Here is a 12,386-nt window from a genome sequence, read left to right as displayed (position 1 = left end):
CCCCCTACCCCCCCGCACCCGACACCACACCCCCCCCCACCGCCCCAACCACCCAACAACCCGACGCCAGCGCCAGCGGAGCATAAGAGACCGGCCGCACCCCGGCCAGCAGGGTCACCTGGTCGCGCTCGAACTTCATCCGGGCGCCGCGGCCGTAGCCGAGCCGGCGGCGGGCCAGCTGGTCGGCGATGTCCTCGGACGTGATCGTCACCCCGGCGACCATGCCTTCGACGACGGCCACTAACGCGCGGCCGTGGGATTCACCGGCGGTCGTCCAACGCAACACGTGTCCCATCTTCCCATGTCGGGTGCTACCGGCCCAAAAAGCGGGGGCTCACCGATGCGAGCCGCGCCGGGGACTGCGGTGGCGCCGCGGATTGCGCGCCGACGGTATCGAGCCTGCACGGGTTGAGCCGAGGCTGAAGCTACGACGCCGAGACTGAAGTGGTGGCCGCCAGCCTGTGGCTACGGCACCGAGCCTGAAGCTACGGCGCCCAGACTGAACTCAGGACGGGTTCACGGCGAAAATCACGCCCTGGCTACAGGCTCGGCGCCGTAGCTTCAGGCTCGAGGCCGTACCCGCAGGCTCGGCGCCGTGAACGCAGCGTCGACGTCGCCCGGCGAAAACCTCACCACAGCACCAGCCCCACCGCGACGGCGCTGGCCACACACATCCCCACTCCGTGCGCCACCACCCGCGCCCCGCGCAGCAGCGCCCACACCGCGGTCAGCAGCGGCGCGCCCAACGCCGCCAGCACCCACACGTCGAGGCCGAAACACCCGGTCAAAGCGCCGAGGCCGAGCGCCAGCTTGACGTCGCCGGCGCCCAACGCCGTCGGCGCGACCAGGTGCACCAGCAGATACACCCCGGCCAGCGCCACAGCCCCCGCCGCCGCCGGCCCGCCGCGGCCGACCAGCGCGGCACCGGCCAGGATCGCGACCGCGCCGGGCAGGGTGAGCCAGTTGGGCAGCCGACGGCAGCCAATGTCGTAGCCGCACAGCACGGCCAGCCACAGCGCCACCGCCCCCGCCACCCGGGCAGGCTAACCCAGCGCGGCCTCCATCGCCGCTCGCGGCGCCGACCGCCCTGTGAACAACTCCACCTGCGTGAACGCCTGATGCAGCAGCATCTGCAGGCCGCTGATCACCCGGCCACCGGCCGCCGCAACCGCCGCCGCCAGCGGCGTCGGCCACGGGTCGTAGATCGCGTCCAGCAGCACCGGCACCGGCGCCAGCACCGGCGCACACCGCGCGGCCACCTCGGCGGGCACGGTGGACACCAGCGCCGCCGCGTCCGCGACGGCCGAGGCCACGTCGTCGAGGCCGCAGAACTCGGTCGGCACCCCCAGCCGGGTGCCCAGGTCCACCAACCGGGCCGCCTTGTCCGGGTTGCGGGCCACGACGGTGATGCGAGAGACGCCGAGGTCGGCCAGCGCCGCCACCGCCGCCGGGGCGGTCCCACCCGAGCCGACCACGACGGCATGCCCGGACACCGCGCCCAGTGCGCCGCGCACCCCGTCGATGTCGGTGTTGTCGGCGTGCCACCCGTCCGCGCCGCGCACCAAGGTATTGGCCGAGCCGACCAATTCCGCGCGCGCCGTCGCCGAGTCGGCGCACGCCAACGCGGCGAACTTGCCGGGCATGGTCACCGAGACCCCGACCCACTCCGGCCCGAAACCGCGGACCAGCGTCGGCAACTCCTCGGCGCCGCAGTCGATGCGGTCATAGCTCCAGTCGTGCAGGCCCAACGCGCGGTAGGCCGCCAGATGCAGTTGCGGGGAGCGGGAATGCGCGACCGGCGATCCCAGCACGGCGGCCTTGCGGGGACTCATCGGGTGCTGTCGAGGACCCCGTTGTGCCTGGCCAACTCGATGTTGGCCAGGTGCTGCTGGTAGTCCCGGGTGAACAGCGTGGTGCCGGCGTCGTCGATGGTCACGAAGTACAGCCAGTCCCCCTCGGCCGGGCGCTCGGCGGCACCGAGCGCCTCCACCCCGGGCGAGCAGATCGGGGTGGCCGGAAGCCCGTGCAGCAGATAGGTGTTCCACGGCGTGTGCTGGGCGCGGTCGGCGTCGGTGGTGGCCACCTCCCGGCGGTCCAACGGGTAGTTCACCGTCGAGTCGAACTCCAGGCTGCGGTGCTCGTTGAGCCGGTTGTAGATGACCCGGGCCACCTTGGGGAAGTCCTGGGGCTTGGCTTCGCGCTGCACCAGCGCGGCCACCACCAACACGTCGTAGGGCGTCATGTTCAACGCGGTGGCGGTGTCCTGCAGGCCGGACTGCGCGTAGCTGGCGGCGCTGTCGGCGATCAGGGTGCCCAAGATTTTCTGCGCCGAGGCCGACGGGTTGACGTTCCAGGTGCCCGGCGCGATCAGGCCCTCGACCCGGCGATGGTCGTCGCCCATCGCCGTCACCTGCTGGGTGGCCCAGGGCGGCACCGACAGCGCGGCCAGCGGTCCGGTGCCGGCCGCGGTGCGCAGGTCGTCCACGTTGACGCAGCGCTGGTCCCCGTCCAGGTCCACACAGCTGGCCTTGGAGATCAGGCTGAAGATGCCGTCGGTGACCGCGTTGGATTTCATGTCGGTGGTGTCGTCGAGCTGGCGGCCCTCCGGGATCACCAGCCGGCCCACCCGGTTGTTGGGGTCGACCAGCCGCGCCACCGCCGACGATGCCGGGATCTCGGTGCGGCTCTTATAGAAACCGGGCTGGATCGCCGAAATCTTGGCGTTGCCGTGCGCGGCGTCGACGAACGCCTTGACGGTTTTCACCACGCCGTGGGTGTGCAGCGTCTCGGCGATCGCGGTGGTCGAATCGCCGGAGTGGACCTCGATCACCAGATCCCGTTTGCCGTCGCCGCGGTAGTCGTTCGACGGGCCGGAAAAGCTGTGCCACAGCTTGGAGCCGAGGAACACCGCGGCCACGATGACCACGATCAGCGCGGCGATGGCGAACCCGCTGGCCAGGCGATGCCGGCGGTGACCGCGCTGGGCCCGGTTTCGTTCGGCGCGGCTCAGCGTGCGCCGCGGCGGTCCGACGGCTTCGGGCCGGGCTCGGCGGGACTCAGACACCGTTGACACCCCCGGGCGGCGCCAGCGCGGCGCGCTGCTGATCCAGCCAGCTCTGCAGGATCGCCACCGCCGCCGCCTGGTCGATGATGCCGCGCTGACCCTTGGCGCGCACCCCGGCGGCGCGCAGCGACCGCTGCGCGCTGACCGTGGTCAGCCGCTCGTCGGCCAGCCGCACCGGGACCGGGTCGATGCGCCGCGCCAGCGCGTCGGCCACGTGGATCGCGTCGCGGGCCGCCGGCCCGGTCCGGTCGGCCAGGGTGCGCGGGAAGCCGACCACCACCTCGACGGCCTCGTACTCGGCCACCAGTTCGGCGATCCGGGCCAGGTGGGTGTTGGACTTCTCGCGGCGCACGGTCTCCACCGGGGTGGCCAGGATGCCGTCGGGGTCGCTGCAGGCCACCCCGATCCGCACACTGCCCACGTCGATGCCCAGCCGTCGCCCCCGGACCGGCCCGGCGGGCCGGTCGGGCAGACGATGTGTGTCGGTCACCGGCTAACTCCGCGCGATCTCAGCCCGGACCGCGTCGAGAGCAGCCTCGATGCCGGACGGATTCTTGCCCGACCCCTGCGCCAGGTCGGCCTTGCCGCCGCCGCGACCGTCCACCTGGGCCGCCAACGCTTTGACCAGGTCGTTGGCGCGCAACCCGGCGTCCTGGGCGGCGGCGTTGACGGCCACCGCGTAGGGCACCGAGTCGTCGCCCTCGGCGATCAACGCCACCACGGCGGGATCGCTGCCGAGCTTGCCGCGGATGTCGCCGACCAGCGACCGCAGGTCCCCCGCCGTCATCCCGCCGGCCATCCGCTGCGCCACCAGTCGGACATTACCGATGCGCTCGGCACCGGCGGCGGCATTTGCGGCGGCGGCCCGCGCCGAGGCCAGCCGGGCGCGTTCGAGTTCCTTCTCGGCGGCCTTGAGCCGGTCCACCAGGGTGGCCACCCGGGCCGGCACCTCCTCGGAGGGCACCTTGAGCGACGACGCCAACCCCGCCATCAGGGCGCGTTCCTTGGCCAGGTGCCGGAATGACTCCAGCCCGACGTAGGCCTCCACCCGGCGCACCCCGGAGCCCACCGAGGATTCCCCCAGGATGGTGACCGGGCCGATCTGCGCCGAGTTGTGCACGTGGGTGCCGCCGCACAACTCCAGCGAGAACGGGCCGCCGATCTCGACCACCCGGACCTGGTCGGGGTAGCGCTCCCCGAACATCGCCATGGCGCCCATCGCCTTGGCTTTCTCCAGCTCCTCGGTGAAGGTGTGCACCGCGAAGTCGGCCTGCACCGCCTCGTTGGTGACCTCCTCGACCTGGCGGCGCTGCTCGTCGGTCAACGGGCCCTGCCAGTTGAAGTCGAACCGCAGATACCCCGGCCGGTTCAGCGACCCGGCCTGAACGGCGTTGGGCCCCAAGACTTGCCGCAGCGCGGCGTGCACCATGTGGGTGCCCGAGTGGCCCTGGGTGGCGCCTTTGCGCCAGGCCGGGTCCACCGCCGCGATGACGGTGTCGCCCTCGACGAATTCGCCGGACTCCACGTTGACCCGGTGCACCCACAGCGTTTGGGCGATCTTTTGCACATCGGTGACCGCCGCCTGGGCCGCCCCGGCGCTGATGGTGCCGGCGTCGGCGATCTGCCCGCCGGCTTCGGCGTACAGCGGGGTGCGGTCCAGCACCAGCTCCACCCGGTCGGCGGTCACCGCGTCACCGTGGGACACCACCGGCACCCGTTTGCCGTCGACGAACACACCCAGGATCCGCGCCTCGCTGGTCAGCTCGTCGAACCCGGTGAACTCGGTGGGCCCGGCGTCGATCAGCTCCCGGTAGGCGCTCAGGTCGGCGTGGGCGTGTTTGCGGGCGGCGGCGTCGGCCTTGGCGCGTTGCCGCTGCTCGGCCATCAGGGTGCGGAACCCGGCTTCGTCGACGGCCAGGCCGGCCTCGGCGGCCATCTCCAGGGTGAGCTCGATCGGGAAGCCGTAGGTGTCGTGCAGGGTGAACGCATCGGTGCCGGACAGCACGGTGGCGCCGGCGGCCTTGGTGGCCTGTGCCGCTTCGTCGAACAGCTTGGACCCGGACGCCAGGGTGCGGTTGAACGCGGTCTCCTCGGCCACCGCGATGCGGTGGATGCGGTCGAAGTCGCTGACCAACTCCGGATACGACGGGCCCATCGCGTCGCGGACGGTGACCATCAGCTCGCCGACGATGGGGCCGTCGATGCCCAGCAGTTTGGCCGAGCGGATCACCCGGCGCAGCAGCCGGCGCAGCACGTAGCCGCGGCCGTCGTTGCCGGGGCTGACCCCGTCGCCGATCAGGATCGCCGCGGTGCGGGAGTGGTCGGCGATGATCCGGTAGCGAATGTCGTCATCGTGGTTGCCGATGTCGTAGCCGCGGGGCGCCCGGGCGGCGACGGTATCGATCACCGGCCGCAGCAGGTCGGTTTCGTAGACGTTGTGCACGCCCTGCAGCAAAAACGCGACCCGCTCGACACCCATCCCGGTGTCGATGTTCTTGCGCGGCAACGGCCCCAGGACCTCGAAGTCCTCCTTGGAGGTGCCCTCGCCGCGCTCGTTTTCCATGAACACGAGGTTCCAGATCTCGAGGTAGCGGTCCTCGTTGGCGATCGGGCCGCCGTCGACGCCGAATTCCGGGCCGCGGTCGTAGTAGATCTCCGAGGACGGGCCGCACGGGCCGGGGATGCCCATCGACCAGTAGTTGTCGGCCATGCCGCGGCGCTGGATCCGGTCGGCCGGCAGCCCGGCGATCTGCTGCCACAACTGCACGGCCTCGTCGTCGTCCAAATAGACGGTGACCCACAGCTTCTCCGGGTCGAACCCGTAGCCGCCGTCGTCGACACTGGCGGTCAGCAGCGACCACGCCAGCTCGATCGCCCGCTTCTTGAAGTAGTCGCCGAACGAGAAGTTGCCGGCCATCTGGAAGAAGGTGTTGTGCCGGGTGGTGACGCCGACCTCGTCGATGTCGGGGGTGCGGATGCACTTTTGGATGCTGGTGGCCGTCGGGTACGGCGGGGTGCGTTGGCCGAGGAAGTACGGCACGAACTGCACCATGCCGGCGTTGACGAACAGCAGGTTAGGGTCGTCGAGGATCACCGAGGCGCTGGGCACCTCGGTGTGGCCCGCCTTCACGAAATGATCGAGGAACCGTTTCCTGATCTCGTGTGTCTGCACTTGAAGTCGCTTTCCTGCCGCATCGCACCTGTTGACGGCACTACAGTACCGGTCTTCTCATTCCCTCTTTTACGCCAACGAAGCGGCGGCTGTGGCCGCGGTCACCGGCGCTACCGCGCCGTGGCGGCCCCAACAAAACTCAGCCGCACCGATCGCCGCGGGTTGTCCCGGTTGAGGTCGACCAGCACCACGGACTGCCAGGTGCCCAGCAGCGGCGCACCGTCGGCGACCGGCACCGTGACCGACGGTGCCACCAGGGCCGGCATCACGTGGTCGGCGCCGTGACCGGGTGACCCGTGGGCGTGGCGGTAGCGGTCGTCGCGGGGCAGCAGCCGCTCCAGCGTGTCGACCAGGTCGGCGTCGCTGCCGGCGCCGGTCTCGATGATGGCCACCCCGGCCGTCGCGTGCGGCACGAACACGTTGCACAGCCCGTCGCCGTGCCCGGCGCAAAACGACCGCACCTGGTCGGTGAGGTCGACGGTGCGACGCCGGGCGGTGTCGATGTCGAGCACTTCGGTGTCCATATGTCTCCACCTTACGTGGAGACTCTGGCGCGAGTGGGCCATGCCATGCGCGGCTGGCCGCTGAAATCGACGCCGAAATTGACCCACAGCCCCGCAGATCGGCGGTTTGCGAAATTAAGACGTCGATCTCAGCGGCCACTGCCCCCGAACAGGCGAATTGCCCCAAATCGCCTATTGCCACCGCCAATTCAGCGGAGGAAGGTGGTACCTGGACCGGTGGCGCCACCGGGGCGCTGCCCTGAATGAGGGAGCGAAATCGTGTACGCACGCTCTACCACCATTACGGCGCAACCCTCATCGATCGACGCGGGAATTGCGCATCTTCGCGACGAGGTCATGCCCGCCCTGGGGGGTATCGACGGGTGTGTCGGTGTGTCGCTGTTGGTCGACCGGCAGTCCGGCCGATGCATCGCCACCAGTGCGTGGGAGAACGAGGAGGCCATGCGCGCCAGCGCCGAGCGGGTCCGGCCGATCCGGGACCGGGCCGCGGCGGTGTTCGGCGGCACCCCCACCGTCGAAGAGTGGGACATCGCGGCGCTGCACCGCGAACACCGCACCCACGAGGGTTCGTGCGTGCGGGCGGTGTGGGTCCAGGGCGATCCCGCCCAGGCCGACCAGCACATCGAGTACTACAAGACGGCCATCCTGCCCCAACTCGAGGGCCTCGAGGGGTTCTGCAGCGCCAGCCTGATGGTCGACCGCGCATCCGGGCGGCTGGTGTCCTGTGCGACCTATGACAGCGTGGACGCCATGCAGCGCAACCGGGAACAGGCCGCAGCCCTGCGGCAGTCCCGCCTGCAAGAAGCGGGCGCCCAGCAGCTCAAGGAACTCGACACGGGCGAGTTCGAGCTGGCCCTCGCTCACCTGCGGGTCCCCGAGCTGGTCTAGCCCGGTCTAGCCCGGCCCCGGCGCGCGCTACCGCAGCCCGTCACCCGGAAGTCCCCGGCACGGGTGCACCTCGAAGGTGAACACACCCGCGGTCACACCGGGATCGTCGTTCATGACGGCGACGGTCTCCTCGACGGTCCCGGTGAACACCCCGATGCCGCACACCTCGGAGTCGTCGGTGACCGGCAGCACCACCGCCAGCACACCGTCGTCGCGCAGCCCGAAGTTGCGGCGACCGTGCTCCCAGATGAGTCCGGGTGCCGCGTCGCTGCCGTAGTTCGGGCCCGTTCTGAGGATGACGACGCTGTAGGGCTTGGCGGTGGCCAGCAGCTGGCCCATCTGGTCGTCGGTGAAAACCTTCATCGGCCGTCCTTTCGTCGCCACCCCGCGAGCAGACGCAGAATCGCACGATTCGCGCCGTGGGCGTGCGATTCTGCGTCTGCTCGCGCCGGAAACTAAGCCCCGTTGATCAGCGCGGCCCGCGCCAACGTGGCCTGCGCCATTTTGACGTGCGCGGCGTCGACGAGCACCCCGTTGACCCCGACCGCGCCCAGGCCCTTGGCCTCGCCGTCGCGGTAGGCGGCCATATTGCGTTCGGCCAGCGCGATCTCCTCCGCGGTCGGCGAGTACACCTGGTTGGCGACCGGGATCTGGCTGGGGTGGATCGCCCATTTGCCGGTGTAGCCCAGCAGCGACGCGCGCCGGGCCTCCTTCTCGTAGCCGTCGAGGTCGGCGTAGTCGGGATAGGGCGAGTCGATCGCGTCGATCCCGGCGATCCGCGCGGCAACCAGCACCTTGGCGCGGGCGTAGTGCCAAAAGTCGCCGGGGTACTCGCCCAGCGGGACGAAGTTGGTGTCCACCCGGGCGCCCTGGGACAGCGAGAAGTCGCCGACCCCGAAGATCAGCGCGTCGACGCGGTCGCTGGCCTTCGCGATCTCCTCGGCGTTGGCCAGCCCCTCGACCTCCTCGATCAGCACCTCCAGCCGGATGCGGCGATCCAGCCCCAGCTTGTCCTCCAGCTGGGTCAACAGCACGTCGACCCACCACACGTCGCGGGCGGTGCACGCCTTGGGCACCACGATGGTGTCCAGATTGTGGCCGGCCGCGGTGACGACCTCGATGATGTCGTCGTGACACCACTGGGTGTCCAGCCCGTTGATCCGGATCGCGCGCGCGGTGCGCCCCCAGTCCAGGTCGTTGAGCGCGGCGATCACCTTGGCCCGGGCGGCCTCCTTATAGGCGGGCGCGGTGGCGTCCTCCAGATCCAAAAACACCAGGTCGGCCTGCGAGGCGGCCGCCTTGGCGAACATGTTGTCGTTGCTGGCGGGCACGGCGAGCTCCGAGCGGCGCAACAGCGAGGTCATTTCGGTGGTCTCCTTAGCTCACAGCACGCCGCGGGCGCGCAGATCGTCGAGGTCGGATGCGGTCAGGTGAAGCAACTCGCCGTACACCTCGGTGTTGTGTTCACCCAGGCGCGGGCCCAGGTGCGCGACGCGGCCGGCGGTGTCGGAAAACCGCGGCACCGGGGCCTGCACGGTCATCGCGCCGAGTTCGGAATCGCCGACCTTGACGAACACCTCGCGGTGCGCGAGCTGCTCGTCGGCGACCAGGTCGGTGATGTCATACACCGGCGCGGCGGCCACCTGTTCGGCGTCGAAGACGGCCATCGCCTGCTCCAGCGTCTTGGTGGCCACCCAGTCGGCGACCACCTGGTCGACCTCGCGGGCCCGGGCCAGCCGCCGCTGCGGGTCGGCGAAGTCGGCGTCGTCGACCAGGTCGGCGCGCCCGATCGCGCGAAACACCCGCAGCGCCAACGCCGGTGAGCTGCCCGACATCGCCAGCCAGCGGCCATCGGCGGTGCGGTAGGTGTTGCGCGGCGCCGAGATGTCCCAGCGGTTGCCGGCCCGGGTGGGCACCAACCCGAGCTGGTCGTAACCCAGCAGGGTCTGCTCGAGCAGCCGCGCCAGCGGGTCGATCAGGTTGATGTCGATCAGCTGGCCGGGCGCACCGTGCACGTCGCGGTGATACAGCGCCATCATCACCGCGTAGGCCCCGTTGAGCGACGCGACCCCGTCGGCCAGCATGAACGGCGGCAACGTCGGGGGCCCGTCGGCCTCGCCGGTGATGTTGGCGAACCCGCTCATCGCCTCCCCGAGGGTGCCGAACCCGGGTCGCTCACTTTTCGGGCCGGTCAGCCCGAAACCGGTGATGTGCAACATGACGATGCGGTCGTTGACCGCGCGCAGCGCCGGGTAGTCCAGGCCCCATTTGCGCAGCGTCTGCGGTCGGGTGTTGGCGATCACCACGTCGGCGTGTTCCACCAGCTTGCGCACCAGCTGCTGGCCTTCGGGCACCCGCAGGTTGCAGGTGATCGAGCGCTTGTTGCGCGACACCGACTTCCACATCAACCCGACGTCGTCGCGCTGGTTGCCCCAGGACCGGATCGGGTCCCCGCCGCCGGGCTGCTCGATTTTGATCACGTCGGCACCGAACTCGCCGAGGTAGGTGGCCGCCAGCGGCGCGGCCGCCAACGTGGCCAAATCCAGCACCCGGATGCCGTCCAACATCATGGGCGTCATGCGAACGCGCGGGCCGGGCGGGCCAGACCCAGGTGCTCGCGCAGCGTGCTGCCCTCGTACTGGCTGCGGAACAGCCCGCGCCGCTGCAACTCCGGGACCACCATCCGCACCACATCTTCGAACGCACCGGGCAGATGTGTTGCGGCCAAAACGAATCCGTCGCAGGCGCCGCCGTGGAACCACTCCTCCATCTGGTCGGCGACCTGCGGTCCGGTGCCCACGAACCGCGGCCCCTGCAGCAGGGTGGCCCGGTGCCCGGCCAAATCCCGCAGCGTGAGGTTGTCGCCGATGTGGGCGCGCAGGTTTTGCACCAGGCCGCGGATCCCGGACACCGAGGCGATCAGTTCGTCGGTGATCGGGTCGTCCAGGTTGTGCTGGGCGAAGTCGTAGTTCATCAGCTCGGACAGCAGGGTGAGGCTGGCCATCGGGTCCACCAGCTCGTTGAGGAACACCTGCTCCCGCTGTTTGGCGTGGTCCTCGGACTCGCCGACCACCGCGTAGGCCATCGGGCACAGTTTCACCGACGACGGGTCCCGGCCGGCGGCGTCGATGCGCTCCTTCTGGTCGGCGTAGTGGCTGCGGGCCACCTCGATGCCCGGGTCCCCGGTGAAGATCAAATCCGCCCAGCGGGACGCGAATTCGCGGCCCCGCCCGGACGAGCCGGCCTGGATGAGGACCGGCCGGCCCTGCGGGGTGCGCGGCACCGTCAGCGGCCCGCGCACCGAGAAGTACTGGCCCTCGTGCCCCAACTCGTGCACCTTGTCCGGGTCGGCGTAGATGCCGGCTTCGCGGTCGTGCAGGATCGCGTCGTCCTCCCAGGTGTCCCACAACCCGGCGACCGCATCGAGGAATTCGTCGGCGCGGTCGTAGCGTTCGTCGTGGCTGAGATGGCTTTTCAGGCCAAAGTTTTGGGCCTCGCCGTCGTTGACCGAGGTGACCACGTTCCAGGCGGCGCGACCCCGGGACAGGTGATCCAGGGTGGCGAAGGTGCGCGCCACGTGGAACGGCGCGTAGTAGGTGGTCGAGTAGGTCGCGCCCAGCCCGATCCGCGAGGTGGCCTGGGCCAGTACCCCGAGCACGACGGATAGGTCCAGCTTCACCGGTCGCGCGCCGAAGCGCACCGCGTCGGCGACCGAGCCGCCGTAGATGCCCGGCATCGCCAGCCGGTCATCGAAGAACATCAGGTCAAAACAGCCCTCTTCGAGTTGCCGCCCGATCTTGGCGTAGTAGGAGGCGTCGAGGTAGCCGTGCTCGGTGGCGGGGTGCCGCCACGAGCCCGCATACACCGAGGTGCTGCCTGCTTGCATGAAGGCGACGAGCGCCATCTGGTCGCTGCGTGTGGTCATGAGTTGTGTCTAGCATCTGATATTTCAGATATCAAGTGCTAGATGTTTGGTGTGCCCTATGATCGGGGTCATGGCGGCCAACAACGTCGATATCGCCGGCACGGTGCGCGAGCGCGCGGCCCGCGAGCTGCGCAACCGCATCCTCACCGGCGCGCTGGCGCCCGGGGTCCGGCTGGATCTGGACGCCATCACCGAGGAGTTCGCGACCAGCCGCACCCCGGTCCGCGAGGCGCTGCTGGAGCTGTCCTACGAGGGCCTGGTGCGGGTGGCGCCGCGCAGCGGGGTCACCGTGATCGGAATCAGCCCCGACGACGTGCTGGACAGTTTCACCATCCTGGGGGTGTTGACCGGCCAAGCCGCGGCGTGGGCCGCCGAACGGCTGGGCGCCGAGGAGGTGGCCCGGCTGCGGGAGCTGGCCGCCGAGGTGGAGGCGCAGGCCGGCGCCGACAGCATCGGCGACGCGAACTGGCGGTTCCACCAGGAGATTCACCGGGCCGCCCACTCGCCACGGCTGTCGGCGCAGATCCGCTATGCGGTGCGGGTGGTGCCGACGAACTTTTTGACGGTGTTTCCCGAGCACGAACACCATTCGCTGGAGGACCACCAGAAGCTGGTGGCCGCGCTGGCCTCCGGTGACGCCGACGGGGCCCGTGCCATCGCCGAGCGGCACGTGCTGGATGCCGGTCGCTCGCTGGCCGACTGGCTGGCGCGGGCGGGCGGCGCTGCCCCCCGCCGAGGGTGCAGTCCACGGCGCGCCGCCGGGGTGTCGCGGCGGGGTGTTGCCCCGGGGCGGGGGGGGGGGGGGGGCGGGGG

11 protein-coding genes and 2 pseudogenes are annotated in these 12,386 nt (G+C 70.4%); 2 read left to right on the top strand and 11 right to left on the bottom strand.

Going from position 1 to position 12,386, the window contains the following annotated elements; translation table 11 throughout:
• Positions 1-58 precede the first annotated feature (58 nt).
• From BKN37_RS28035 to BKN37_RS21685, 7 genes and pseudogenes are all read right to left on the bottom strand, one after another.
• Positions 59-286 (bottom strand): annotated as a pseudogene (locus BKN37_RS28035) (chorismate synthase); the annotation flags it as partial.
• Positions 287-629: 343 nt separating this feature from the next.
• The gene (locus BKN37_RS21710; protein WP_071029024.1) at positions 630-1,034 is read right to left on the bottom strand and encodes a prepilin peptidase; all 405 of its coding nucleotides are present in this window, start codon (positions 1,032-1,034) and stop codon (positions 630-632) included.
• Between the two features lie 9 nt (positions 1,035-1,043).
• The gene (locus BKN37_RS21705) at positions 1,044-1,832 is read right to left on the bottom strand and encodes a shikimate dehydrogenase (protein ID WP_071029023.1); all 789 of its coding nucleotides are present in this window, start codon (positions 1,830-1,832) and stop codon (positions 1,044-1,046) included.
• On the bottom strand, positions 1,829-3,064 hold the full coding sequence (gene mltG, locus BKN37_RS21700) for an endolytic transglycosylase MltG (protein ID WP_071029022.1): 1,236 nt from the start codon (positions 3,062-3,064) through the stop codon (positions 1,829-1,831). The genes BKN37_RS21705 and mltG overlap by 4 nt, the downstream gene beginning before the upstream one ends.
• Entirely contained in the window at positions 3,057-3,554 is a 498-nt protein-coding gene (gene ruvX / locus BKN37_RS21695) for a Holliday junction resolvase RuvX (protein WP_071029021.1), read from the bottom strand. The genes mltG and ruvX overlap by 8 nt, the downstream gene beginning before the upstream one ends.
• Before the next feature lie 3 nt (positions 3,555-3,557).
• Positions 3,558-6,236: an alanine--tRNA ligase gene (gene alaS, locus BKN37_RS21690; RefSeq protein WP_071029020.1), complete on the bottom strand. Its 2,679-nt coding sequence runs from the start codon at positions 6,234-6,236 to the stop codon at positions 3,558-3,560.
• A gap of 110 nt (positions 6,237-6,346) precedes the next feature.
• Complete coding sequence (locus tag BKN37_RS21685) at positions 6,347-6,748, bottom strand: secondary thiamine-phosphate synthase enzyme YjbQ (protein WP_194074158.1); 402 nt, start codon at positions 6,746-6,748, stop codon at positions 6,347-6,349.
• A 270-nt stretch (positions 6,749-7,018) separates the two neighbouring features.
• Here BKN37_RS21685 and BKN37_RS21680 point away from each other — a divergent pair, with 270 nt between their 5' ends.
• Complete coding sequence (locus tag BKN37_RS21680) at positions 7,019-7,648, top strand: antibiotic biosynthesis monooxygenase (RefSeq protein ID WP_071029018.1); 630 nt, start codon at positions 7,019-7,021, stop codon at positions 7,646-7,648.
• Positions 7,649-7,675: 27 nt separating this feature from the next.
• On the opposite strand, the gene BKN37_RS21675 is transcribed toward BKN37_RS21680, so the two are convergent.
• The 4 genes from BKN37_RS21675 to BKN37_RS21660 form a co-directional block, all read right to left on the bottom strand.
• Positions 7,676-8,011 carry a hypothetical protein gene (locus tag BKN37_RS21675; RefSeq protein ID WP_071029017.1) on the bottom strand — a complete coding sequence of 112 codons (336 nt, stop codon included), beginning with the start codon at positions 8,009-8,011 and terminating at the stop codon, positions 7,676-7,678.
• Positions 8,012-8,103: 92 nt separating this feature from the next.
• Positions 8,104-9,012, bottom strand: coding sequence for an HpcH/HpaI aldolase/citrate lyase family protein (locus tag BKN37_RS21670; protein WP_071029016.1), 909 nt, complete (start codon positions 9,010-9,012; stop codon positions 8,104-8,106).
• An 18-nt stretch (positions 9,013-9,030) separates the two neighbouring features.
• On the bottom strand, positions 9,031-10,215 hold the full coding sequence (locus BKN37_RS21665) for a CaiB/BaiF CoA transferase family protein (protein ID WP_071029026.1): 1,185 nt from the start codon (positions 10,213-10,215) through the stop codon (positions 9,031-9,033).
• 8 nt (positions 10,216-10,223) lie between these two features.
• The gene (locus tag BKN37_RS21660; protein WP_071029015.1) at positions 10,224-11,573 is read right to left on the bottom strand and encodes an LLM class flavin-dependent oxidoreductase; all 1,350 of its coding nucleotides are present in this window, start codon (positions 11,571-11,573) and stop codon (positions 10,224-10,226) included.
• Positions 11,574-11,643: 70 nt separating this feature from the next.
• Here BKN37_RS21660 and BKN37_RS21655 point away from each other — a divergent pair.
• A pseudogene (locus BKN37_RS21655) lies at positions 11,644-12,285 on the top strand (GntR family transcriptional regulator); the annotation flags it as partial.
• Positions 12,286-12,386: the final 101 nt, after the last annotated feature.

Source organism: Mycobacterium talmoniae (assembly GCF_001854525.1).
Classification (GTDB): domain Bacteria; phylum Actinomycetota; class Actinomycetes; order Mycobacteriales; family Mycobacteriaceae; genus Mycobacterium; species Mycobacterium talmoniae.
The sequence above is the reverse complement of the archived record's forward strand: the minus strand, read 5'-3'. Positions and strand labels throughout refer to the sequence as shown.